The sequence below is a fragment of the Polaromonas hydrogenivorans genome, from assembly GCF_040105105.1.
Taxonomy (GTDB): domain Bacteria; phylum Pseudomonadota; class Gammaproteobacteria; order Burkholderiales; family Burkholderiaceae_C; genus Polaromonas; species Polaromonas hydrogenivorans.
Window position 1 is genome coordinate 852917 of sequence record NZ_CP157675.1, and the last position, 24799, is coordinate 877715.

Sequence of the window (24799 nt, forward strand, 5' to 3'; positions counted from 1 at the left end):
GTGAATCGCAGAAACATGCTGTATGGCGGCGTTGCCGCTGCAGCGGCCCTGGCCGGCGCCGGCGCGGCCTGGTGGAAATTTCAGCCGCATGACGCAACGCCCGAAGCCGTGGCGAAAGTGGCCGAATCCTTCTGGACCCTGAGCTTTGACACGCCCGACGGCAAACCGCTGCCGATGAGCAGTTTTCGCGGCAAGCTGCTGCTGGTCAATTTCTGGGCCACCTGGTGCCCGCCCTGCGTCGAAGAGCTTCCCTTGCTGGATTTTTTCTACCAGGAAAACAAGGACAAAAACCTTCAGGTGGTCGGCCTGGCGGTCGATCAGCCGAGCGCGGTGCAAACCTGGCTCAAGACCCGGCCGCTGAATTTTCCGGTCGGCATGGCGGGGCTGGGAGGCACGGAGTTGAGCAAATCGCTGGGAAATATCACGGGCAGCCTGCCTTTCACCGTGATTTTCAGCCCTTCAGGCGTGCTGATGCACCGCAAGATCGGCAAGGTGTTGCCCGAAGAACTGGTGCAATGGACAAAACTGGTCTGATGCCGGGCGGAATGTAAAAATCAGCCGTTTTGCATTCGCTCAAGTGGGGCTGTTTTGCCGCTTGACGGGTCGTTTGCTTCCTTCCCCCGGGGCGGGTTTTCCCGGGCTGGTGTGCGCTGATGAGCTTGCCGGATTCGCCTTGAGGTACACTTTGTTTTTTTGTATCAGGGCGCCTTGCGTTGCCGCGTAATCATTATCTGATAGACGCTGTAAGGCGAAATAACAGAAAGTAAGCGAAGAAAGAGGGAGGATCGGCCAAGCACGCCATTTTCCTCTTCGTTCAAACCGTGCGTCCGAAAACCGCATGCCAGCATCCACCTCCGTTGGAAAGAATCTATGGATCTAAGAAAACTCAAAACCCTGATCGACCTTGTTTCAGAGTCCAATGTGTCTGAACTTGAGATTACAGAGGCCGAAGGCAAGGTCCGCATTGTCAAGGCCAGCGGCGTTCCGATGATGATGATGCACCAGCCCGCCATGGCCATGGCGGCGGCGCCGACCATGGCCACGCCAGTGGCCGTGGCTGAAGCGGTCGCTGTTCAACCCGCCGGCCACGCGGTCAAGTCGCCCATGGTCGGCACGTTTTACCGCTCTTCGAGTCCCGGCTCCAACCCGTTTGTCGAAATCGGCAGCGTGGTCAAGGAAGGCGACACGGTCTGCATCATCGAGGCGATGAAGATCCTCAACGAGATCGAAGCCGACAAGTCGGGCACCGTCACCAAGATTCTTTCCGAAAACGGCCAGGCCGTGGAATACGGCCAGCCTCTCTTCATGATTGAGTGAGCGGGCCTGCCGCCCCCCATTGCCAGACCGGTCAGACGACCGGCCCCATCGGCCAGACCAGGTACTTCGACGCATGTTTAAAAAAATACTGATCGCCAACCGTGGCGAGATCGCCCTGCGGATACAGCGGGCCTGCCGGGAACTCGGCGTCAAGGCCGTGATGGTGTATTCCGAAGCCGACCGCGAGGCCAAATACATCAAGCTGGCCGACGAGGCCGTCTGCATCGGGCCGGCGCCTTCGTCGCTGAGCTACCTCAACATGCCGGCCATCATTTCGGCCGCCGAGGTGACCGACGCCGAGGCGATTCACCCCGGTTATGGTTTCCTGAGCGAGAACGCCGATTTTGCCGAGCGGGTTGAAAAAAGCGGCTTCAAGTTCATCGGTCCCTCGCCCGAGTCCATCCGCCTGATGGGCGACAAGGTTTCGGCCAAGCAGACCATGCTCAAGGCCGGCGTGCCCTGCGTGCCCGGCTCCGAGGGCGCATTGCCGGCTGATCCGGCCTTCATCAAGCGCATTGCCAAGCAGATCGGCTACCCGGTCATCATCAAGGCCGCCGGCGGCGGCGGCGGACGCGGCATGCGTGTGGTGCATACCGAAGCGGCCCTGCTCAATGCCGTGCAGACCACCAAGGCCGAAGCCGGCGCGGCCTTTGGCAATCCGGAGGTTTACATGGAAAAATTCCTGCAGAACCCCCGGCACATCGAGATCCAGATTCTGGCCGACCAGTTCAAGAACGCGGTCTGGCTCGGCGAGCGCGACTGCTCCATGCAGCGCCGCCACCAGAAAGTCATCGAGGAAGGACCGGCCCCCGGGATTCCGCGCAAGCTGATCGAACGCATAGGCGCACGTTGCGTGACGGCGGTCAAGAAGTTCGGCTACCGTGGCGCCGGCACGTTCGAGTTCCTCTACGAAGACGGCGAGTTCTACTTCATCGAGATGAACACCCGCGTCCAGGTCGAGCACCCGGTGACCGAGTGGATCACCGGCATCGATATCGTGCGCACGCAAATCATGGTGGCTGCCGGCGAACGGCTGCCCTTTACCCAGCGCGACATCCAGATCAAGGGGCATTCCATCGAGTGCCGCATCAACGCCGAAGATCCGTACAAATTCACGCCTTCGCCAGGACGCATCACCAACTGGCACCCGCCCGGCGGGCCGGGCGTGCGGGTCGACTCGCATATTTATTCCAACTATTTCGTGCCCCCCAACTACGACTCGATGATCGGCAAGATCATCGTGCATGCCGATACGCGCGAGCAGGCGCTGGCGCGCATGAGCGCCGCTCTGGGCGAGACCGTGGTCGAGGGCATCAACACCAACATTGCGCTGCACCGAGAACTCATGGTGGACGCCAAGTTCATGGACGGCGGCACCAACATCCACTACCTTGAAGAGTGGCTGTCAAAGCGTGAACGCTAAGCGCACCGGACCTGATTTATGAGCCTGTTTGAACTGATTTTGCTGGCGCCCGTGCATGAGGTGGAAACCCTCAGCGACGCGCTCGATGCCCTGGATGCGCTCAGCGTCTCGGTCGAAGACGCCGACGCGCACACCCCGGCCGAGCAGGCCCTGTTCGGCGAGCCCGGCATGCCGCCGCCCAAGGCGGGCTGGGAGCGCTCGCGCATCGTGGCGCTGTTTGCCACCGAAGCGCTGGCGAAGGGTGCCGCTACGCTGCTGCAGGCTCAGGATTTCTTTGTTGGCTGCCATGTGGTCGCGATTCAGGCCGTGCCCGAGCAGGACTGGGTCAGGCTGACGCAGTCGCAGTTCACGCCGGTCGAGATCACGCCCGAATTCTGGATCGTGCCGACCTGGCATGAGCCGCCGGCGCAGGCAAAACAGGTGATCCGGCTCGACCCGGGCCTGGCCTTTGGCACCGGCACGCACCCGACGACGCGCATGTGCCTGCGCTGGATTGCAGCCCGGGGCACGTCAGGCCAGTCGCTGGGCCGGGTGCTCGACTACGGCTGCGGCTCGGGCATCCTGGCGATTGGCGCGGCCAAGTTTGGCGCTGTGGCGATTGACGCGGTCGATATCGACGAGGCCGCCGTTGAATCGACCCGCGCCAATGCCCAGGCCAACCATGTGCAACTGCAGACCGGCCTGCCCGACAAGGCCGTGGGCAGTTACCAGACCGTGCTGGCCAACATTCTGGCAACGCCTTTGCGCGTGCTGGCGCCGCTGCTGTGCGGGCATGTTCAGCCAGGCGGCAACCTGGTGCTGGCGGGCATTCTGGAGCGTCAGGCCGATGAGCTGAAGGCTGCGTACCTGCCTTATTGCCAGCTCCAGGTCCAGGACGAGCAAGAAGGCTGGATCCTGATGACCGCGCAGTTTTGAGCGCGCTGGCGTAACGCAGCTTCACGCCCGGTTTTTCCGGAAATTATTTTCCACCCTTGCGCCCGATGAGCCAGATTACGCGCTGTCCCGCCTGCACAACGATGTTCAAGGTCGTTGATGAGCAGCTCAAGGCGGCGCAAGGCTGGGTACGCTGCGGACAGTGTGGCGACGTGTTTGAAGCTCCCCTGCACCTGGTGCCGGGCGAGGCCGGCGGGCCGGGCGTGCCTCCCGATGCGTCCGGGCCTGCGCCGGTTCAGGAGGCGCTGACGAAGGCGAGCGATGCCCTGACGGAGCCGGTGCATGTGGAACCCGTCTGGCAACCCTTTGCGAAAGACGCTCAGGCAACCCCGATCAATGCGCCGCCAGAACCGCAGGGACGGCAAGATCCGGTATTCACCGCCAATGCCTATGGTTCCAGCTTGAATGAGACTGAACTGGCGGATGTTCCGGCGCAAGCGCCTGAAGTTCCACCTTCTCCCGCCGAAGAGCCCGAGGCAACGCCCGAAGTCGCTTTTGTACGCGAAGCGCGGCAAAACGACTTCTGGACATCACCCCTGGTCCGCGCCTTTCTGGGCCTGATGAGTCTGGCATTGCTGGCCGCATTGATGCTGCAATGGGTGGTCCGGCAAAAAGACGTTCTGGCCGCGCACGAGCCCCGGCTCGCACCGATGCTTCAGGCGCTTTGCCGACCGCTGGGCTGCCAAATCCGGCCCTTGCGACGCATCGAATCGCTGGTCATTGAACATGCCAGCTTCAGCAAGACCGGCCCCGATGCCTACCGCCTGAGCTTCGTTTTCCGCAATACCGGCGATGCGCTCATCGAAATCCCCGCGCTCGAAGTCACGCTCATCGACAGCCAGGACGAGTTGCTGGTGCGCCGGGTGGTGATGCCGGCGCAGTTCGGCGCCACCGGGGTCTCACTGGCGGCGCATGCCGAACTGGCTGGCGCCTTGTCCCTGAAAGTCTCCAGCGGTGGTGCGCAAGGGGCTTCATCGCCAGCGCAAGCCGGCTTCCTGCCGGTGGCTGGCTACCGTATCCTGGCTTTTTATCCCTGAAAACTGAAACGAGAACTGAATGTCTTCTGTAATTTGCGGCTCGCTGGCCTTTGACACCATCATGAGTTTTGAGGGCCGGTTTGCCGAGCAGATATTGCCCGACCAGTTGCACATCCTGAACGTGTCGTTTCTGGTGCCCGCGCTGCGCCGCGAGTTTGGCGGCTGCGCCGGCAACATTGCCTACAGCCTCAAGCAACTCGGCGGCTCGCCCTTGCCGATGGCCACGGTGGGCAGCGACGGCGCCGACTACCTGGCGCGCATGAAGGCGCAAGGCATCAGCACCGAATTCGTGCGCGAAGTCGATGACCTCTACACCGCGCAGGCGATGATCATGACCGACCGCGACAACAACCAGATCACGGCTTTTCACCCCGGCGCGATGATGCAGGCGCATGTCAGCCGGATCGAGGCGCGCAGCGACATCAGGCTGGGCATCATTTCACCCGATGGCCGCGATGCCATGCTGCAGCATGCCGAACAGTTCAAGGCCGCCGGCATTCCCTTCGTCTTTGATCCGGGACAGGGCCTGCCGATGTTCGACGGCCCCGAACTGGCGCATTTCGTCGAGCTGGCCTCCTGGGTGACGGTCAATGACTACGAAGGCCGGATGCTGTGCGACCGCACCGGCCTGTCGTGCGCCGAATTGTCCAAGCGTGTGCTGGGCCTGGTGGTGACGCTGGGCGCCGAAGGCTGCGAGGTCTGGGTCGATGGCGAAAAAACCGTGGTGCCGCCGGTCAAGGCCGAGGCGGTGGTCGATCCAACGGGCTGCGGCGATGCGTTTCGCGGTGCGCTGCTGTTTGGACTGGAGCAGGGCTGGTCGCTGGTCCGTTGCGCGGTGCTGGGCAACCGGGTGGGCGCGCACAAGATCGCCAGCCGTGGCGGGCAGAATTACACGCTGGATTTTGATCAAATCAGTGCTTTGCGCAATACCAGCGGGCACTGATAGCTATTAAATTGCTAGCATTTGGCTTTTTATCCCGCAGTGCGTGGGCCGATCAGGCGAACTCCCGGCTGAATTGAAAAAGCCCGACATCTTGCGACATCGGGCTTGATGCATTACGCGCGCAAGACTTAAGGCTTGCTGCCTTTTGGGAAGGGCCAGGAGGCTTGCGGATTGATGGTGGTCTGGGCCGTTGGAGTCGAGCTTGCTGCGGGCGTTTTGGCCGCCGGTTTTTTCTCGGCTTTTTCGGCTTTCACTGCTTTTTTGGCTGCCGGCTTTTTTACGGCTTTGGCAGTGTCGGCTGTCGTCTTGGCCGCGGCCTTTTTAGCGGCTGGTTTTTTGGCTGCCGGTTGTGGGGCGGCTGCTTCTGGAGCGACTGGCTTTTCAGCTGCTGCTGCTTTTTTGGCGGGCGCCTTTTTGGCCGGGGCTTCCTTGACTGCCGGTTTTGGAGCGGTCACTTTTTCAGCGACCACTTTGGGGGCTGCTGCTTTTTTGGCAGGCGCTTTGGCGGGGGCTTTTGCAGCTACTTTTACCGCTGTTTTTGCAGCTGTTTTTGCAGCTGTTTTTGCAGCCGCCGGCTTTGGGGCCGCCGCCGTTTCAGCCGGTGCTGGTGCCACCGATGCTGGTGCCGCCGTTACTTTTTTTGCCGGTGCTTTCGCAGGAGCGGCTTTTTTTGCCGCTGGTTTTTTCGCAGTTGCCATGGTTTTCTCCTCGATCAGGTTGCAAAAAGCACTTCGCTTGGGGTGTAGTGGGCGAAGCGATTCGCAGCATTGGGCCTTCGGGTCACCGGGCTCCATGCCGCGAACACAGGAGCAACGGTCCCTGCGCACTCTTGGGTGCGGGCATGGAGCGTTGCGAATTTCAAAATCATTGTTATGTGGGCTGTGTGCTTTTTGTCAATCTTGCGCTGTCAATCCCAGGAGAGGGCGCCGCCAGACTGGTATTCAATCACACGGGTTTCAAAGAAGTTGCGTTCTTTTTTCAGGTCGATCATCTCGCTCATCCACGGAAACGGATTTTCCTCGTTCGGGAACAGCGTCTCTAACCCGATCTGCGTGGCGCGGCGGTTGGCGATGTAGCGCAAGTAGCCTTTGAACATGGATGCGTTGAGGCCCAGCACGCCGCGCGGCATGGTGTCTTCGGCGTAGCGGTATTCGAGTTCAACGGCCTTCATGAACAGGGCGTTGATCTCGGCCTTGAACTCGGCGGTCCAGAGCTGCGGATTTTCGAGCTTGAGCTGGTTGATCAGGTCGATGCCGAAGTTGCAGTGCATCGACTCGTCACGCAGGATGTACTGGTACTGCTCGGCCGCGCCGGTCATCTTGTTTTGCCGGCCCAGCGCCAGGATCTGGGTGAAACCGACATAGAAGAACAGGCCTTCCATCAGGCAGGCAAACACGATCAGCGACTTGAGCAGGGTCTGGTCGGACTCCAGGGTGCCGGTCTTGAAGCCGGGGTCGGAAATCGCTTCAATGAACGGGATCAGGAACTGGTCCTTGTCCTTGATGGACTGCACTTCGTTGTAGGCGTTGAAGATTTCGCCCTCGTCCAGGCCCAGCGACTCGGTGATGTACTGGTAAGCATGGGTGTGGATGGCTTCCTCGAAGGCCTGGCGCAGCAGGAACTGGCGGCATTCGGGCGCGGTGATGTGGCGGTAGGTGCCCAGCACGATGTTGTTGGCGGCGAGTGAATCGGCCGTCACGAAAAAGCCGAGGTTGCGCATGACCAGGCGGCGTTCGTCGTCGCTCAAGCCGTTCGGGTCTTTCCACAGCGCGATGTCGCGGGTCATGTTGACTTCCTGCGGCATCCAGTGGTTGGCGCAGGAGGCGAGGTATTTTTCCCAGGCCCATTTGTACTTGAACGGCACCAGCTGGTTGACGTCGGTCTGGCCGTTGATGATGCGTTTGTCGGAGGCCTTGACGCGCTTGGCTTTGGCAGGGATTTCGTGGGTATCCAGCGGTGGCGCGGAGGTCATAAAAGAGGGCGGCGGAAGGTCCGCTGAGCGGCTGGCTGGCAGGTCGCTGGGGAGGGGGGTCTGCAACGATGGTGTGACTTCTTCGTCCCAGGTCAACATAGAGAATTCCAATACTTCGGGATTATGAAAGCAGCGATGAAAAATGAAAAGCGTTCATTCACACCGCTACGAATTTTATGGCTCAATGCCTCGGTTTTTTGCATTGAACGCACAGTGAATCGTGCGAAAAATGGCTATCGCGCGATTCACTGCTTCTTTATTGGCAAGCCTCGCAACCCGGATCGTCAATCGCGCAAAACTTGATGTCGGTCGCGGGCGTTGCGCTCATCTGGGCCTGCGCTGCAGCGGCGGCCTTGTCAATCGCGCTCATGCCCAGCATAGCCGCTGCAGGAGCGGACGACACCGAGTTCATCTTGCCCGCCTGAACGGTTGATTTTTCGGCGTGCGTGGCGCTCTGGGTGCGCAGGTAATAGGTGGTTTTCAGGCCGCGTACCCAGGCCAGCTTGTAGGTCTCGTCGAGCTTCTTGCCCGACGCGCCGGCCATGTAGATGTTCAGCGACTGCGCCTGGTCTATCCATTTCTGGCGGCGCGATCCGGCTTCGACCAGCCACGAGGTCTCGATTTCAAATGCCGTGGCATACAGCGCCTTGATGTCATTCGGAACCCGGTCGATGGGGCGCAGCGAGCCGTCGAAATGCTTCAGGTCAACGACCATCACATCGTCCCACAGGCCGAGCTTTTTCAGATCGCGTACCAGGTAGTGGTTGATCACGGTGAATTCGCCCGACAGGTTGGACTTGACCGAGAGGTTGCCAAAGCACGGTTCGATGCAGGCATCGACGCCGATGATGTTGGAAATCGTCGCGGTCGGGGCAATCGCGACGCAGTTGGAGTTGCGCATGCCGTCCGTGGCGATTTTCTGGCGCAGGGCGTCCCAGTCGAGCGTCGCGGAACGGTCCACTTCGACATAGCCGCCGCGCTCCTTGGCCAGCATGTCCAGCGTGTCGAGTGGCAGGATGCCCTGGTCCCAGAGCGAACCCTTGTAGCTTTCGTACTGGCCGCGTTCCCTGGCCAGTTCGGTGGAGGCCCAGTAAGCGTGGTAGCAGATCGCTTCCATCGAGGTGTCGGCGAATTCGACCGCAGCCTGCGATGCGTAAGGCACGCGCAGTTCGTACAGGCAGTCCTGGAAGCCCATCAGCCCCAGGCCGACCGGGCGATGCCGCATGTTGGAGTGGCGTGCCTTTTCCACGGCGTAGTAGTTGATGTCGATCACGTTGTCCAGCATGCGCATGGCCGTGGTGATGGTTTTCTTCAGCTTGTCGTGGTCGAGCGCGCCGTTTTTCAGATGCTGGACCAGATTGATCGAGCCGAGGTTGCAGACGGCCGTTTCGGTCGCGCTGGTGTTCAGCGTGATCTCGGTGCACAAGTTAGACGAATGCACCACGCCGGCATGCTGCTGCGGCGAGCGGATGTTGCAGGCATCCTTGAACGTGATCCAGGGGTGGCCGGTTTCAAACAGCATCGACAGCATCTTGCGCCACATGTCGGTGGCCTGCAGCTTGCGCGATGGCTTGAGTTCGCCGCGCTCGGCGCGCGCTTCATAGGCCACATAGGCCTTTTCAAAGTCCTGGCCGAACTTGTCGTGCAGGTCGGGTGTGTCGGACGGCGAGAACAGCGTCCAGCTGCCTTTTTCCATGACGCGGCGCATAAACAGGTCGGGAATCCAGTTCGACGTGTTCATGTCGTGCGTGCGGCGGCGGTCATCGCCGGTGTTCTTGCGCAGCTCCAGGAATTCCTCGATGTCCAGGTGCCAGGTTTCGAGGTAGGCACAGACCGCGCCCTTGCGTTTTCCACCTTGATTTACCGCTACAGCCGTGTCATTCACCACCTTCAGGAAGGGCACGACGCCCTGCGATTCGCCGTTGGTGCCCTTGATGTGGGCGCCCATGGCGCGCACTGGCGTCCAGTCGTTGCCCAGGCCGCCGGCAAATTTCGACAGCAGGGCGTTTTCCTTGATGGCATCGTAAATGCCGCCCAGGTCATCGGCCACGGTGGTCAGGTAGCAGGACGACAGCTGTGAGCGCAGGGTGCCGGCATTGAACAGCGTCGGCGTGCTCGACATGAAGTCGAACGATGACAGGATTTCGTAGAACTCGATGGCGCGTGCTTCGCGGTCGGTTTCGTTCAGCGACAGGCCCATGGCCACGCGCATGAAGAACGCCTGCGGCAACTCGATGCGCTGCTTGCGGATGTGCAAGAAGTAGCGGTCGAACAGCGTCTGCAGGCCGAGGTAGTCAAACTGCAGGTCGCGCTCGGGCTTGAGCGCCGCACCCAGGCGGGCCAGGTCGAACTGCTGGAGTTTTTCGTCGAGCAGCTCGTTTTTGATGCCCTTGGCGATGAATTCAGGGAAATACGTGACATAGCGGACGGCCATGGCTTCGTGGCTGATTTCCTCGCCCAGGACTTCCTTGCGGATGGTGTGCAGCAAGAGGCGCGCGGTGGCGTAGGTGTAGTCGGGGTCTTTTTCGATCAGCGTGCGGGCTGCCAGGATGGACGCCTTGTAAACCTCTTCGATGGGCACGCCGTCGTACAGGTTGCGCATGGTTTCCGAAACAATCGGGTCGGGCTTGACATCGGCGCCGAGGTTGGCGCATGAGGCCTCGATCAGCGCCTGCAGGTTGCGGATATCCAGCGCCACCCGTTTGCCGCCGTCCATGACATGCAGCTGCGGCAGGGCAGGCGTCTGGGCCTGCAGCTGCCGGGCGCGTTCCTGGTTGTGCTTTTCGCGGTACAGCACGTAGGCCCGGGCGATTTCGTGGTGACCGCCGCGCATCAGGCCAAGTTCAACCTGGTCTTGCACATCCTCGATGTGGAAGGTGCCGCCACTGGGGCGTGAACGCATCAGGGCGCGAACGACGGCCTGGGTCAGGGTATCGACGGTTTCGCGCACGCTGGCTGAGGCTGCGCCCTGGGTGCCGTGCACGGCCAGGAAAGCCTTCATCATGGCGACGGCGATCTTGCTGGGCTCGAACGCGACGACCGAGCCATTGCGGCGAATGATCTGGTAGTTGGCCAGCGCGCCGGATGCCGGCGTGGCGTGAATTGAATTGCTGGCCGGAACGCCGGATGAAAGGGGCACGGCATAAGGTGCTGTTTGCATGATTTCCTCTTGTAGTTAGCTGTGGGTAGGCAGCGGCTGTGTGGGCTCAGGGAAGACTCGGACTCTGCAGAAAACAAGTTCTTCGAATGACTGGATTTTCTTCGTTACAGTGGCCGGATCGTGTCAACCTGATGGATGCTTGGGCACTACAGCTAGTGCCTGAAGGGGCTGGAGCCACTACAGGTAGTGTATCGCTGCCTTGCCCGGCTGTCGGTTTTGAGGGCTTTTTTATTATTGTTACGGTTGCTTTCAGGCCGCCAGTTTTTCTGCGAACCGGCGTTTATGCCTGATGAAACAAGGCTGCGCAAAAAAAATCCAGCACTGGTGCGGCCTGCCGCAGGTTTTGGCCTGTAAACGCTTGCGGGGCTTGGACGGACGTGCCTGATGTGAACTGATTCGGCAGTTGTTTCAGGAGGTTTTAGGGAAATACCTATCCGGCAAGGCCAGGGAGTTTTGCAGCAAAATCCAGTCAAATCCGCTTCCCGGGTCCAGTTTGCGGCCGGGGGCAATGTGTTCATGCCCGGCAATATGCGCCACCGGATAGGCCTGAAGGAGGGCTGCGCACAAGCCGGCCAGTGTTTCGTACTGGAGCGTTTCAAAGGCGCTGCCTTCAAGGCCTTCGAGTTCAATGCCGATGGAGTCGTCGTTGCACTGACTTCGCCCCCGGTAGGCGGACTGGCCGGCATGCCAGGCACGGTCATCGCAGCCGACGAATTGCCACAGCGCGCCGGTGCGGGTGATAAAAAAATGCGCCGAAACCTGCAGGCCACGGATGCCCTGGAAGTAGGGATGCGCTTGCCAGTCAAGCTGGTTGGTGAACAGGCGCTGGACGTTGCCGTTGCCAAATTCGCCGGGCGGCAGGCTGATGGAATGAATCACGACCAGGTCAATCCGCGTGCCGGCGGGTCGCGGACCGAAGTTGAGTGATGCCAGTGCGCGCGCATGGCGATACCAGCCGCCTTCCTGCCACAAGCTGGAAGCCGCTGAAATGGCTGGCTCAGGCAAAGTCATCAAGGGTCTCGGCCGCATCGTCATGGCCGGGTGTCGTGATTCCCAGACGCGCAATACGGTAGCGGATCTGGCGCAGGCTCAGGCCCAGCCGGGTGGCTGCGGCCGTGCGGTTGAAGCCGGTTTCCTGCAGCACCTTGGTCAGGATGCTTCGCTCCTGCTGGTCCAGGAAATTTTGCAGATTTTCGGGAACCACCACCACCTCCTCGGGCGGTGCATCAAGGTGCAGCAGGCTGTCTTCGCCCAGGGCGACGGCACGGTGCAGGATGTTCTCCAGTTCGCGGACATTGCCGTTGAGGGGCAGCGAACGCAGCTGCGCGATCACCGCCGGGCTCAGCACGGGCATGTCCAGGCCAGACTCATTGCAAATTCTTGCCAGCAGGGCACTGCATAGTGCCGGCAGGTCGTCAAGCCGCTCGCGCAGCGGCGGCACCACGACCTCGATCACATTGAGCCGGTAGTACAAATCCTGGCGAAAGGTACCCGCCTCGACGCCTGCCGCCAAGTCCTTGTGGGTGGCGCTGACGATGCGCACATCGACGGTTTCTTCCTGCGGCGAGCCCAGCGAGCGCACGGTGCGCTCCTGGATGGCCCGCAGCAGCTTGGACTGCATGGCCAGCGGCAAGTCGCCAATCTCGTCAAGAAACAGCGTGCCGCCCTTGGCCGCCTGAAAATAGCCCTGCCGGTCCTGGCTGGAGCCGGTGTAAGCGCCTTTGCGTGCGCCAAAGAATTCGGCTTCGAGCAGGTTTTCGGGAATCGCACTGCAGTTGACCGCCACGAACGGGCTGGCCGCGCGGTGGCTGCAGCCATGCACGGCGCGCGCCACCAGTTCCTTGCCGGTGCCGGACTCGCCGCGTATCAGCACCGGCGCCATGCTGCCGGCCACCTTGACGATGCGCGACTTCACGGCCCGCATCACGGGCGATTCGCCGACCAGCTTTTGCAGCATGGTTGCGGCATCGGCCGGTTTGCCAGGGCCGGCCATCGCCATGCGGGCTTCGCCCTTCGGCAGAGCCACACCGAGATTGGTGGTTTCCTGTATGGCCGAGGCCACGACACTTCGAAACTGCTTGAGGTCAACCGGCTTGGTCAGGTAGTCAAACGCGCCTGCCTTGAGCGCCTCCACCGCATTTTCGGCCGAGCCATGGGCCGTGATGACCACGCAGCGCTCCGAACGGTGCTGTGCCGCCAGGTCGCGCAGCAGTTCCAGCCCCAGCCCGTCGGGCAGGCGCATGTCGGTGATGACGGCATCAAAACGCTGCGCCTTGAGGTGTTCGCGCGCCTGCTGCAGGTCGCCGGCCGCCTCGACCCGGTAGCCTTGCCGCAGCAGGGTCAGCTCGTACAGGGTGCGCAGGTCCGGCTCGTCATCAATGATCAGGATGCGGGCAGGTAGTAATGCAGGTGCTTGCGGATTCATGAGTTTTCAGACAAGGACGTTATCCAGGCAGGGCAGCTCGGCACTCAGGAACTGTGACGCCGGCCGGAACATGATGAAAAATTCATTCCCCTGGGTGTCTTCGCGCAGCACACGCTGGTAACCGATCAGGGCGCCGTAGCGCTCGCACAGTTCGCGGCAGATATAAAGCCCCAGCCCGCTGGAGCGGCTTTCGGATGAGAAAAAAGGCTCGAACAGGTGCGTCTGGACGGTTTCCTCAAGCGGCTGTCCATCGCTCCATACCGCCAGCCTGGCCTGGCCCGGGGCCACCAGGTGGGTGCTCACCTCCAGTGCCTGGGCCGAGCCACTGGTGTAGCGCAGGGCATTGTCCAGCAGGTTGACCATCAGGCGGCGCAAATGGTCGTCGTCAAAGCAGACTGCCGCGTTGCCGGTGTCGGTGCTGATGCGCAGTTGTGCGGATGCTGCGTTTTGCCGGGCCCAGTCGTTGGCAATGCGCCGGGTGGCCTCATCGAGCCGCAGGATCGTGGTCTGCGGTGCCGGAATTTGCTGCTGCGCCCGGGAAATGTTCAGCACTTCATCGACAATTTTGGCCAGGCGCTGGGCATTTTGCGCAATCATTCTGGAGAGCTGGCGCTGGCCGGCGTCATGCAGGTCTTCTTCGAGCAGTGCATTGGCCTGCGAAATGGCGGCCAGCGGGTTGCGGATTTCATGCGCCACGGCAGCCGACATGCGCCCCATGGCGGCCAGTTTCTCGATGCGCACACGCGCTTCCATTTCGCGCAGGTCTTCCATAAACATCACACACAGGCTTTCATGCAGGCCGTCCTTCGGAGCCGTCAGGCGTGAGCGGACCTGCAGTCTTCGGGTGTTGAGGCCCGGATGGACCAGGCTGATATGGCCTTCCTGCGCGGACATCAGTGAAAAGGTGCGCTGCATCAACTCGGCCAAGGGTTGCCAGGCGGTTTGCGCGGCCAGCCTGAAAGGCGCCGGATACTGGCTATCGGGCGCGCCCAGCAAATGCCTGGCGGCGGGATTGGCCGAACGCACGATGCCGCCGGCATCCATCACCAGCACGCCTTCGGCCAGTGTGGCAACCACCAGTTCATTGACCTGGATCTGCATGCTGGCCACGGACTGGCTTTGCTTGAGGAGTTTCTCTTCGCGCGCCAGCCGCAGCGCCAGCTGGTTGGCCAGCAGGGCCACCAGGAAAAATCCGGAACCGCTCAGGGCTGCCTGCAAAAGGCGCGGATTCAGGTCGCCGGCGCCATGCATTGAAGTCCAGGAGGCATCGGCCAGCAGCAGCAGCGTGACGCTGGCCGCTGTGCCAAAAGCCAGCAAAATCGGCCCGAGTATCGAGGCCAGCAGCACCGGCAGCGCAAACAGCGGGGTGTAGTTGAGGCTGCTGGCCTGAAAAAAATTAAGCAGCGAGAACGCAATCACATCCACGCCAATGGTCAAAATCCACAGCCTGTCAAAGGTGCGGCCTGGCGGCCTCGGATGCGCCCAGAGGCGGACTGCCAGGGTCGAGCACAGGTAGGCGATGCATACCGCCAGCGTCCAGTGGTTCAGCGGCGTGCCCAGGGCCTGCAGCGCTCCCTGCAGGATCACTAGCACGGCGGCGATGGCGACGCGGGCATCCATGAACACCCCCCACAGGCGCCCGAACGAGCCCTGTGAGGTTTCGGATTCCCAGGCACCGGCCGTTTTTGCCACGGTATGGCGCCAGAAAAACACTGGCAGCTTCATTCAGCCCCGGCCTCGCGGCGATGCGCCTCGCTGCAGTAAAAGCCGTCGCGGCCAATCAGGGCTTCAGACTTGGGCAGATGCACATGGCAGACCCCGCAAGCCACCATCTCCGTGATTTCTTTTCCTGCGGGCGCCTTGCCGGGGGAATGGCGCGGCTGGGCTGCATTTCTGCCCGCCTGCCGGTTGCTGCGCCAGAGCCAGAACACAAGCAGGACGAGGGCGATGACCAGCAGGTACTTCATGCCCGCCTCAGGATGACTTCAAGCACAAAGCGCGAACCGGCATAGCTCAGCAGCAGCAGCGCGGCACCGAGGTAGAGCACGCGAACGGCTTTCAGGCCGCGCCAGCCCAGCCTGGCACGGCCCATCAGCAGGCCCGCGAAGGTGGCCCAGGCCAGCAGTGAAAAAATGATCTTGTGGTCCCACTTCCAGCCCAGGCCAGGGCCGTAAAGGGTTTCGGCAAACAGCCAGCCCACCAGCAAGGTGGCTGAAAGCAGCACAAAACCGGCCTCGACAAACCGGAAAGTCAGGCGTTCGAGCGTGAGCAAGGGAACCCCGGCATGGTTTTGTCCGGCCTGCCGGATGGAGCGCTCGGCCCTAACCATCAGCCAGCCATGCACGACCGCCGCCGCGAACAGGCCGTAAGAGGCAATGCCCAGAGCCCAGTGCAGCGGCAGCCAGGGCGATGCAATGACGTGGTAGCTGGTGCCCGGGAAAATCATGGCCAGAATAACGGCGGCGCTGCCCAGTCCGGCCAGCGCCCAGTGCGCCTGAAGCTGCGGAAACAGGCGGCGTTCGACCGCATACACGGTCAGCACCAGCCAGACCGTCATCGACAGCGCGGGCGCAAAGCCAAAGCGCGGCGGCGTGCCCAGCAGGGCCTCGACCAGGGTCGCCGCATGCAGCCCCCAGGCGGCCAGCAGCAGGCCGCGCAGCGCGCCCTCGCCCAGACGGGGAGTTGCCAGTGCAAGGACTGCATAGGCTGTGGCCGCGCCTGCCGCTGCCGCAAGACCCCATCCATCGCTGAAAGCTAAAATCATGGCTAGAGTTTAGCGCCTGGCCAGGTCTTTTCTGGCCTTTGGCTCCCCGCAGCGCCCCGTTTCAGGACACCACTTCATGGCTACAGCCCTTACCGACAAGTTATCCCGCCTCGTCAAGGAAATGCGCGGCCAGGCCCGCATCACCGAATCCAATGTGCAGGACATGCTGCGCGAAGTGCGCATGGCGCTGCTGGAGGCCGACGTGGCCTTGCCGGTGGTGCGCGACTTCATCGCCCGCGTCAAGGAAAAAGCGCTGGGCCAGGAAGTGATGGGCTCGCTCTCGCCGGGCCAGGCGCTGGTCGGCATTGTCAGCAAGGAGCTGGCCGCCACCATGGGCGAGGGCGTGAGCGACATCAACCTGGCCGCGCAGCCGCCCGCCGTCATCCTGATGGCCGGCCTGCAGGGCGCGGGCAAGACCACCACGACGGCCAAGCTGGCCAAGCACCTGATTGAAAAGCGCAAGAAAAAAGTGCTGACCGTTTCTGGCGACGTGTACCGGCCGGCCGCCATCGAGCAGCTGAAAGTCGTCACGAAACAGGCCGGCGCCGAATGGTTTCCGAGCACGCCCGACCAGAAGCCGGCCGACATCGCCCGCGCCGCGCTGGACTACGCCAAGCGCCATTTCTTCGACGTGCTGCTGGTCGATACCGCTGGGCGGCTGGCGATTGACGAAGCCTTGATGAATGAAATCAAGGAACTGCACGCCATCCTCAAGCCGATTGAGACGCTGTTCGTGGTCGATGCCATGCAGGGCCAGGATGCGGTCAACACGGCCAAGGCCTTCAAGGAAGCGCTGCCGCTGACCGGCATCATCCTGACCAAGACCGACGGCGACTCGCGCGGCGGCGCGGCGCTGTCGGTGCGCCAGATCACCGGCGCGCCGATCAAGTTCTCGGGCACCAGCGAAAAGCTCGACGGCCTGGAAGTGTTTGACGCCGAGCGCCACGCCGGCCGCATCCTGGGCATGGGCGACATCGTCGCGCTGGTCGAGCAGATGGCGTCGGGCGTGAACATGGCCGAGGCGCAAAAGCTCGCCGCCAAGATCAAGTCCGGCGACGGCTTTGACCTCAACGATTTTCTGAGCCAGCTGCAGCAGATGAAGAGCATGGGCGGCCTGTCCAGCCTGCTCGACAAGCTGCCAACGCAAATGGCCGCCAAGGCCGGCTCCATCGACATGGACAAGGCCGAAAAAGACATGAAGCGCAAGGAGGGCATCATTTTGAGCATGACGCCGCTGGAGCGGCGCAAGCCCGAACTCATCAAGGCGACGCGCAAACGCCGCATCGCCGCCGGCTCGGGCGTCCACGTTCAGGAAGTCAACCGCCTGCTGAATGAATTTGAGCAGATGCAGGGCATGATGAAAAAGATGAAGGGCAGCGGCATGATGAAAATGATGAAGCGCATGGGCGGCATGAAGGGCATGCCGAAGTTCTGAAGTGCCGGTTTTTTAAGCGAAAACAGGTGTTTGCGCAATGACTACGGGCGCAAGCAGCTATCTTTTTGATAGTCGCTTGCGCCCGTCGGCGTTTCAGTGCTGGCTGCAGATCAGGCGGCTTTGAGCCTCGGCTTGGGCTGGCTGGCGTGCAGCCAGGCGCGGCGCAGCACGGCCGGCGAGCGGGTTTCCTCGGGAATCAGCAGGTAGTTCTGCGCCCGCATCGCGGTGCCGACGCCGACCTTGCTGGTCAGCACCGTCATCGGAATCGACAGCAGCAGCGGCAGGCCGACCGGCAGCAGCCAGACCAGCGCGCTGGCGTCGATCATCGCGATGCCGGCGGCCAGTGCCACGACCACGCCGCTCATCGGCGCGAGTTGCCCCAGCGCATGGCGCCATGGCACGGCGGCCGCTTCGCGCGGAGGCGATTTCCAGTCCAGCTTCAGGCCGGTCAGCGCAACGACGACAAACAGCGAATGCGCCAGCATGCGGATGGGCGCCTGCAGCAGGGCAATCAGGGTTTCCAGCAGCGCGCTGCGCAGCAGGCTGGCGGTGCCGCCATAGGCCTGCTGCTGGCGATTGAGCAAAATGGCTGCAATGCCCAGGATGCGCGGCAAAAACAGCATGCACAGCGTCCAGGCCCAGAGCGACACCAGCTCGCCGGGCAGCACGGCCCAGTCGCTGACCATCGGCGAGCCCGACAGCCACAGCGCCGTGCCCATCGTCATGAAGCACAGCCACAGCGGCGCCGACAGGTAGGCCATGGCGCCGGTGGCAAACATCGAGCGGTGCACCGGGTGTATGCCGGGCTCGGCGATCAGGCGCGAGTTCTGCAGGTTGCCCTGGCACCAACGGCGGTCGCGCTGCAACTCGGCCAGCAGGTCGGGCGGCTGCTGCTCGTAGCTGCCGATCAGGTCGGCGACCAGCCAGACGTGGTAGCCGGCGCGGCGCATCAGCGCGGCTTCGACGAAATCGTGCGACATGATGCTGCCGGCCATGCCGCCCGTGCCCTTGATGTGCGCCAGCGCGCAATGCTGCATGAAGGGCGCTATGCGGATGATGGCGTTGTGGCCCCAGTAGTGCGACTCGCCCATCTGCCAGAACTGCATGCCCAGCGTGAACAGGCGCCCGGTCACGCGCGAGCCGAACTGCTGCGCACGCGCATGCAGCGTCACATGGCCGATGGCCTGGGTGGCGGTCTGGATGATGCCGGCGGTCGGGTTGGCTTCCATCAGCTTGACCATGGAAACCAGGCAGTCGCCGCTCATCACGCTGTCGGCGTCCAGCACCACCATATAGCGGTAGTCCTTGCCCCAGCGGCGGCAGAAGTCGGCGACGTTGCCGGCCTTGCGGTCGGTGCGGCGCTTGCGCAGGCGGTAATAGACCTCGATCTGCGGCTGGTCGCTGGACTGGTTGATATTGCTGGCCAGCTGGCCGCGCAGGGCTTCCCAGGCGGCGCGTTCGGCCTGGATGATGGCCGGGTCGTTGCTGTCGGACAGCACGAACACGTCGAAAGCCCGCACATGGCCGCTCAGGGCGACCGATTCGCAGGTCGCGCGCAGGCCGGCGAACACGGTGCGCACGTCTTCATTGCAGATCGGCATGATGATGGCGGTGCGCGTGGACTGGTCCAGCGTGTGGTGCTGGACCTTCTTGGCCGACAGCGTGTGCGCGTCGCCGAACAGCGTGACGTAAAAACCCATCATCGCCGTCATGAAGCCGGTCACGACCCAGGCCGACAGCAGGGCGAACAGGGCCAGCTGGCCGTATTCCAAAAAGGCATTGTCGTAGTCGGGCTGCATGTCGGCGAACAGCGCCGTGGCCAGCACCGTGCTGACGAGGGTCAGCAGCATGAACACGGTCCGGCGGCGCTTGGCCGCGTGTTGCCACGGCTCCATGGCATGGGCCGATGCCTGCCTTGGAGACGCCCGGCCGCTCAGTTTCACCACCGGCCACAGTGCGGCCGTTCCCAGGCTGTTCCAGAACCCCCGCCACGGGCGCGGCGCCATCGAGCCCCGATGCACCGGAGGCGCCGTGACGGCATTCGGGTGACGTTCTTCACGCAGCAGGCTGCGCCGATTCAGTTGGTGATCAGGTTGGTCCATGTTTCGCTCAGGGTTTGGTTGTTGTGTTGGAGAAAGGCACGCAGTTCAATCGGCTGGACCGGCTCGGCGGCGTTGGCCGGTTTGAGCCGCTCGACCCGCAGGGTCATGCGCCAGGCGCCGGTGGCCGGATTGCGGTAGGCCAGGCTTTCGACCACGCGGGCGTTGGCGCTAGCGGTCGTGATGGCCTCGACCTTGGCGCCTTCAGGCAAGGCATCCAGGGCCGGACCGGCAAAGTCGATGACAAACTGGACCTGCTGGCCCAGCGCGTCGGCGCCGGGCTTGCTGTAGCCGATGCCCCGGCGCGATTGCGTCACCCAGCCATTGGGCGGCAACTGCTGGGTTTTGCCCTGCCAGGCGATCTGGTAGGCCAGGTCGAGCGGCTGGCCGACTGCCGGCATTTTTTCGGGCACCCAGTAAGCGGCCACGTTGTCGTGGGTTTCGTCGGGCGTGGCAAATTGCAGCAGCTCGACGCGGCCGGCGCCAAAGTCGTTCAGCGGCGTCACCCAGGCGCTGGGACGCTGTTCGTAGCGCGCTTCGGTGTCTTCGTAGCTGCGAAAAGCCCGGTCGCGCTGCATCAGGCCAAAGCCCTTGAGGCTCTTCATGCTGAACGAGGTCACCAGCGGCGATGCCGGGTTTTGCAGCGGGCGCCAGAGCCATTCACCGTCGCCGGTGGCGACCATCAGGCCGTCCGAGTCATGCACCTCGGGCCGGAAGTCGCCGGGACGCGGCTGGTTCTCGCCAAAGAAAAACATGCTGGTCAGCGGCGCCAGGCCGAGCGTGGTCACGGGCTTGTCGCTTGGCCGCATGAAGATGCGCGCATGCACTTCGGTCACGGTCTGCTCGCCCGGCTTGACGTCAAAGCGGTAGGCGCCGGTCATGCGCTCCGAATCCATCAGCGCATAAACAGTCAGCGGTGCGCCCTCGGTGGCGGGCTTTTCCAGCCAGTAGTCGGTGAAGCGCGGAAACTCTTCCTTGGGGCCTGCCGTGTCCACTGCCAGGCCGCGCGCCGACAGGCCGTAAAGCTGTCCGGAGCCCAGCGCGCGGAAGTAGCTGGCGCCCGAAAACACGATCAGCTCGTCCTTGTAGGTCGGTGAATTGAGGTTGCTGAAGAAGCGCACGCCGCCGTAGCCCAGGTCACCCCAGCTCTTGGGCGACAGATTGTTTTTGCCGAAGTTGAACTTGGCCGGGTCATACGGCACGCGCTTGACGCCCGCCGCCGTGATTTCATTGACGCGAACCGAGTCGCCATGCCGGCCGACGTGAAAAAAGTTGGCTTCGTAGGCCAGCTTGTCGGCGCGCCACAGCGTGCTGTCCGGCTTGAACCGGATGTCGCGGTAGTCGTCGTATTCCATCTTGGCCAGCTCGGCTGGCACCGCGTGTGAAGCTTCCTTGAAAGGGGTTTTGGCGCGCTGGCTGGCGAGTTTGGCGACATCCTCCAGATTCCAGGCCAGGGCCTGGCCGCTGCCGAGTGCCAGCACGGCTGCGCAGGCCAGGGCGGAAAAAGACGCCCAAGATGCCCGCGAGGGCAGCCCGCCGGCAGGTTTGAAACGATAAAAAAAAGCTTGCATGCCATCACTAGGGCAAACCCTGTGCCAGCTTGAAAAAACCTTTTTAAATCAACGGTTTGGAAGCTAAGCGTGATTTTTTACGGCAAAAATGGCCGTAAAACGGGCAAAAACCCCGGGTTTTGTCGCCAGCCAGCGACAACATTCCTGTCTATTTTTAAAAATCCTTTGAAATCAATGACTTAGCTTGTCGCCAGAAAGCGACTCAATCTGCGGAAGGCTGTGTGCTGTCGGCCTTGAAGTGGCCCGGGGTGAGGCCGTGCTTTTGCATCAGGCGGTAAAACTCGGTGCGGTTGCGGTCGGCCAGGCGCGCGGCGTCGGCGACGTTGCCGTCGGTCAGCTTCAAGAGGCCGACCAGGTAATCGCGCTCGAAACGCTGCTTGGCCTCGGCAAAGGTCAGCACCTGGATGCTGGGCGAGCGCAGCGCGCGCTGCACCAGCGCCAGCGGCACCAGCGGCGTGGTCGAGAGGGCGCAGACCTGCTCGACCACGTTGTAGAGCTGGCGCACATTGCCCGGCCACGCGGCCGTGGTCAGCGCCTTGAGCGCTTCGGGGGCAAAGCTGCTCAGGCGCTTGTCGTACTTGGCCGCCAGCGTGACCAGGAAATGGTTGGCCAGCAGGGGAATGTCCTCGCGGCGCTCGGACAGCGGCGGCAGCGTCAGGGTCACAACATTGAGCCGGTAGTAGAGGTCGGCGCGGAAGTCCCCGGCCGCCATGGCCGCGTCCAGGTCGCGGTGCGTGGCCGAGATGATGCGCACATCGACAGCAATCGACTGGCTGGCGCCCACCGGCCGGACCTCATGCTCCTGCAGCACGCGCAGCAGCTTGACCTGCAGCGCGGGCGGCATGTCGCCGATCTCATCCAGCAGCAGCGTGCCGCCGTCAGCGGCCTGGAACAGCCCCTTGTGGTTGCTGACCGCGTCGGTGAAGGCGCCCTTGACATGGCCGAACAGTTCCGATTCGAGCAGGGCCTCCGGAATGGCGCCGCAGTTCACCGCGATGAAGGGCTTGGCGGCGCGCGCGCTGGCCTGGTGAATCGCCTGGGCCAGCAGTTCCTTGCCGGTGCCGCTTTCGCCGCGCAGCAGCACGCTGGCGTCGGAGTTGGCCACCATGCGCGCTTCGGCCAGCACCTCGGCCATGCGGCTGGAGCGGCTGATGATGCGGGTTTGCCAGGCTTCAGGGCTGCCCTGCCGGGCCGGGTTGACTGGCGCACTCAGCAACAGTGCTTCGGCAATCTTGTCGAGTAGCGCCTTGCCGTCGAACGGCTTGGTCAGGTAGGTGAAGACGCCGCGCTCGGTGGCCTCGACCGCATCGGGAATGGTGCCGTGCGCGGTCAGCAGGATCACCGGCAGCGAAGGGTGGCGGGCGCGGATGTCGTCGAACAGCGCCAGCCCGTCCTTGCCGGGCAGGCGCACATCGCTCAGCACCAGCTGGGGCCGCTTGAGCTGCAGTTCGGTCAGCGCGGCTTCGGCCGAGGTGACGGCCGTGACGCGGTAGCCCGCCGCCGTGAGCCGCATGGTCAGCAGGCGCAGCATGTCGGCGTCGTCATCGACGACCAGCAGGCTGGGCGCTGCCGGCTTGGGGGCTTCGCTCATGGCGCGGGCACCGGCGTGCGGTTGCGGCTGGCGGGCGCCGAAGCGGCCGCAGACGCGGGTGAAGCAGGTGAAGGCGAGCGGCTGGTCAGGCTGCGTTCAATCGCCTTGAGCGCCTCCAGCCTTTCATTGGTCTGGTCCAGCCGGCGCTGGACCTCGCGCGTTTGCTGGTTCTGTTTGTCCAGCTGGTCTTCAAGCCGGCGCTGTTCGCCATAGCGCGCGGCGAGCAGGCGGGCCAGCGGGTGCAGGGCCTGCGCTTCGGCATCGGTGTTGGCGAGCAGGCGGGTCAGCAGTTCTTGCGCCCGTATCAGCTCCGGCGTCTGGCGCAACTGGGCCAGCGCCAGCGCCAGCTGCAGCTGGTTGGCGGGGATGTAGGCATTGCCCAGCCGCGCCACTTCCTGGTTCAGCTCGGCGCTGGACAGGCTGCGGACCCGGTCCGCATAGGCCAGTACCCGGGTGACAGGGGTGTTGTCGGAGGCGGGCGCCGTGCCGGCCGAAGGCGCGGAGGACGGCGTGGCGTTGCTGGCGGCGGCTGCGGCGCTGCTGCTGGCAGCGGGTGCGGGCAGGGCTGGTTTTTCGGGCGTTGACGGCTTGGCGCTGCTGGGGGCCTGGACCAGCGTGCAGGCCCCCAGCAAGGCCGCCGCCAGGGTGATGCCTGAAGCCATCAGGCCGATCCGGCCGCAGCGCGCAAAAAAATCAGCTTTTATAAACATGGGGAAACTCTATTCTGAAATGGCTGCCCGTTTCTTGCGGCAACAGTTCTATGCGTCCGCCGTGCGCGGCAATGTATTCATGCACGATGGACAGGCCAATGCCGCTGCCGCGAACGCCATCCCTGGGCTGGCGCTCGCCCCGGTAAAAAGGCTCGAAGATTCGTTCCCGGTCGGCCGGTGCAACCCCGACGCCCTGGTCCCGGATGTCGATATGGACCAGGCCGGGCTGCTGGCTCAGCGCCAGTTCAATGGTAGCTTTGAGCGGCGAGTAGCGGATGGCGTTGGACAGCAGATTGGCCAGCGCGGTGCCGATTTTTTCCGGGTCCACTTCCATCTTGAGCGGCTCGCCGCTGATGTTGACCGTCAGCTCCCGGGCGCGCCACTGCAGGCGCTGCGCATCCACCTGGTCTTCGATCAGCTGCAGCAGGTCAATCGTCTGCCGGTGCAACTGGCGCGCCTCGAAAGCCGCCGTGTTGAAGCGCAGCAGATCCTCGATCTGGCTTTGCAGCACGCCGGTGTTGTGCTTGAGGATCTGGGCGATTTCGCGCTGGTCGTGGCTCAGCGGGCCGGCCACGCCGTCTTCGAGCAGCGACACGCCTTCGCGCAGCGAGGCCAGCGGGGTTTTGAGTTCATGCGAGATGTGGCGCAAAAATCGCGACTTGTCGGCGTCGAGTTCGCTAAGGCGCAGCCGCAGCCAGTTCAGCCGCTCGCCGACCAGCGCCAGGTCGGCCGGGCCGTGGATGGCAATCACCTGGTCGAGCCGGTTTTCACCCAGGCCGATGATGGCGTTTTCCAGCCGCTTCAGGGGCCGGGTGAACCACACGCCGAAGACCAGCGCCATGAAAACGGTCAGCACGATGGCCCAGGTCACCTGCTGCGCCAGGTGCTGGCGGCTGGTTTCGAGCTTTTGCTGCAGCGACTGGTTGCGCTGCTGGATGGTTTGCTGCACTTGCATGGCAATCGCGGTATTGATGCCTTCGAGTTCGCGAAATTCCTGCGTCAGCTGGTGTTCGCGCTCCAGCGCGGTGTCCAGCGGGCCGGTCAGCAGGTCCAGCATGGTGTCCAGGTGCGCGCGCCACGGCCGCTCCTTCGCGGCGGGAATGTCTTCGCGGGCCAGGCGGGTGAGGATGGTGGTCGCGTCGCGGGCTTCGTCCCGGAAGCGTTGCCGCAGCACGCGGTCATCGAGCACCACCGACTGCCGCGAGCTGCGCTCCATCGACAGGCTGCGCTCGCGCAGCGACTGCGCCGCGCCGCTCAGGTCGAGCGCGCGCGCCGCGTTGTCGCGGCTTTGCACGGTCAGGTTCTGCAGCGCGAACAGCGCGCGCAGCGACGCGGCGCCCAGCAGCACGGCAATCAGCAGGAAGGCGATCACCAGCAGCTGCCGGAACGAAAACCGCTGCAGCATGGGCTTGTGAGTTG

General features: G+C 63.1%; 20 protein-coding genes. 7 read left to right on the plus strand and 13 right to left on the minus strand.

What is annotated here, in order from left to right; all coding sequences use genetic code 11:
• The 6 genes from ABLV49_RS04135 (at window position 1) to ABLV49_RS04160 (ending at window position 5653) form a co-directional block, all read left to right on the plus strand.
• A complete protein-coding gene (locus ABLV49_RS04135; protein ID WP_349280325.1) occupies window positions 1-534 on the plus strand; it encodes a TlpA disulfide reductase family protein in 534 nt (177 codons plus the stop codon).
• A 336-nt stretch (window positions 535-870) separates the two neighbouring features.
• Window positions 871-1317 (plus strand): acetyl-CoA carboxylase biotin carboxyl carrier protein, encoded by a 447-nt coding sequence (gene accB, locus ABLV49_RS04140; RefSeq protein ID WP_349280326.1) that lies wholly within the window; start codon window positions 871-873, stop codon window positions 1315-1317.
• Between the two features lie 73 nt (window positions 1318-1390).
• Window positions 1391-2740, plus strand: coding sequence for an acetyl-CoA carboxylase biotin carboxylase subunit (accC, locus tag ABLV49_RS04145; RefSeq protein ID WP_011802759.1), 1350 nt, complete (start codon window positions 1391-1393; stop codon window positions 2738-2740).
• Window positions 2741-2764: 24 nt separating this feature from the next.
• Complete coding sequence (gene prmA, locus ABLV49_RS04150) at window positions 2765-3655, plus strand: 50S ribosomal protein L11 methyltransferase (RefSeq protein WP_349281596.1); 891 nt, start codon at window positions 2765-2767, stop codon at window positions 3653-3655.
• Between the two features lie 65 nt (window positions 3656-3720).
• Window positions 3721-4710 (plus strand): zinc-ribbon and DUF3426 domain-containing protein, encoded by a 990-nt coding sequence (locus ABLV49_RS04155; RefSeq protein WP_349280327.1) that lies wholly within the window; start codon window positions 3721-3723, stop codon window positions 4708-4710.
• Between the two features lie 19 nt (window positions 4711-4729).
• Window positions 4730-5653, plus strand: coding sequence for a carbohydrate kinase family protein (locus ABLV49_RS04160; protein ID WP_349280328.1), 924 nt, complete (start codon window positions 4730-4732; stop codon window positions 5651-5653).
• Between the two features lie 128 nt (window positions 5654-5781).
• Here ABLV49_RS04160 and ABLV49_RS04165 read toward each other — a convergent pair whose 3' ends face one another.
• The 8 genes from ABLV49_RS04165 to ABLV49_RS04200 all read right to left on the minus strand — a co-directional run bounded on the left by ABLV49_RS04165 (window position 5782) and on the right by ABLV49_RS04200 (window position 15974).
• On the minus strand, window positions 5782-6351 hold the full coding sequence (locus tag ABLV49_RS04165) for a histone (protein ID WP_349281597.1): 570 nt from the start codon (window positions 6349-6351) through the stop codon (window positions 5782-5784).
• Between the two features lie 209 nt (window positions 6352-6560).
• Window positions 6561-7724, minus strand: a complete 1164-nt coding sequence (locus ABLV49_RS04170; protein ID WP_349280329.1) for a ribonucleotide-diphosphate reductase subunit beta — start codon at window positions 7722-7724, stop codon at window positions 6561-6563.
• Between the two features lie 157 nt (window positions 7725-7881).
• A complete protein-coding gene (locus tag ABLV49_RS04175) occupies window positions 7882-10785 on the minus strand; it encodes a ribonucleoside-diphosphate reductase subunit alpha (RefSeq protein ID WP_349280330.1) in 2904 nt (967 codons plus the stop codon).
• Between the two features lie 408 nt (window positions 10786-11193).
• Window positions 11194-11796, minus strand: coding sequence for a 1,6-anhydro-N-acetylmuramyl-L-alanine amidase AmpD (gene ampD / locus ABLV49_RS04180; RefSeq protein WP_349280331.1), 603 nt, complete (start codon window positions 11794-11796; stop codon window positions 11194-11196).
• The gene (locus ABLV49_RS04185) at window positions 11783-13210 is read right to left on the minus strand and encodes a sigma-54-dependent transcriptional regulator (protein WP_349280332.1); all 1428 of its coding nucleotides are present in this window, start codon (window positions 13208-13210) and stop codon (window positions 11783-11785) included. Before ABLV49_RS04185 ends, ampD begins: the two co-directional genes overlap by 14 nt.
• Window positions 13211-13216: 6 nt before the next feature.
• Entirely contained in the window at window positions 13217-14935 is a 1719-nt protein-coding gene (locus ABLV49_RS04190) for a sensor histidine kinase (protein ID WP_349280333.1), read from the minus strand.
• Window positions 14932-15177: a PP0621 family protein gene (locus ABLV49_RS04195; RefSeq protein ID WP_349280334.1), complete on the minus strand. Its 246-nt coding sequence runs from the start codon at window positions 15175-15177 to the stop codon at window positions 14932-14934. The genes ABLV49_RS04190 and ABLV49_RS04195 overlap by 4 nt, the downstream gene beginning before the upstream one ends.
• Window positions 15174-15974 (minus strand): cytochrome C assembly family protein, encoded by an 801-nt coding sequence (locus ABLV49_RS04200; RefSeq protein WP_349280335.1) that lies wholly within the window; start codon window positions 15972-15974, stop codon window positions 15174-15176. Before ABLV49_RS04200 ends, ABLV49_RS04195 begins: the two co-directional genes overlap by 4 nt.
• A 76-nt stretch (window positions 15975-16050) precedes the next feature.
• On the opposite strand from ABLV49_RS04200, the gene ffh reads away from it, so the two are divergent.
• Window positions 16051-17409, plus strand: coding sequence for a signal recognition particle protein (gene ffh, locus ABLV49_RS04205; RefSeq protein WP_011802747.1), 1359 nt, complete (start codon window positions 16051-16053; stop codon window positions 17407-17409).
• 110 nt (window positions 17410-17519) lie between these two features.
• Here the strand turns inward: ffh and mdoH are convergent, their stop codons facing one another.
• The 5 genes from mdoH to ABLV49_RS04230 form a co-directional block, all read right to left on the minus strand.
• Window positions 17520-19511, minus strand: coding sequence for a glucans biosynthesis glucosyltransferase MdoH (gene mdoH, locus ABLV49_RS04210; RefSeq protein ID WP_349280336.1), 1992 nt, complete (start codon window positions 19509-19511; stop codon window positions 17520-17522).
• Window positions 19487-21079: a glucan biosynthesis protein G gene (locus ABLV49_RS04215; RefSeq protein ID WP_349280337.1), complete on the minus strand. Its 1593-nt coding sequence runs from the start codon at window positions 21077-21079 to the stop codon at window positions 19487-19489. The genes mdoH and ABLV49_RS04215 overlap by 25 nt, the downstream gene beginning before the upstream one ends.
• Window positions 21080-21281: 202 nt before the next feature.
• Window positions 21282-22670 (minus strand): sigma 54-interacting transcriptional regulator, encoded by a 1389-nt coding sequence (locus tag ABLV49_RS04220; protein WP_349280338.1) that lies wholly within the window; start codon window positions 22668-22670, stop codon window positions 21282-21284.
• Window positions 22667-23380 carry a hypothetical protein gene (locus tag ABLV49_RS04225; RefSeq protein ID WP_349280339.1) on the minus strand — a complete coding sequence of 238 codons (714 nt, stop codon included), beginning with the start codon at window positions 23378-23380 and terminating at the stop codon, window positions 22667-22669. The genes ABLV49_RS04220 and ABLV49_RS04225 overlap by 4 nt, the downstream gene beginning before the upstream one ends.
• Window positions 23364-24785, minus strand: coding sequence for a sensor histidine kinase (locus tag ABLV49_RS04230; protein WP_349280340.1), 1422 nt, complete (start codon window positions 24783-24785; stop codon window positions 23364-23366). The genes ABLV49_RS04225 and ABLV49_RS04230 overlap by 17 nt, the downstream gene beginning before the upstream one ends.
• Window positions 24786-24799: the final 14 nt, after the last annotated feature.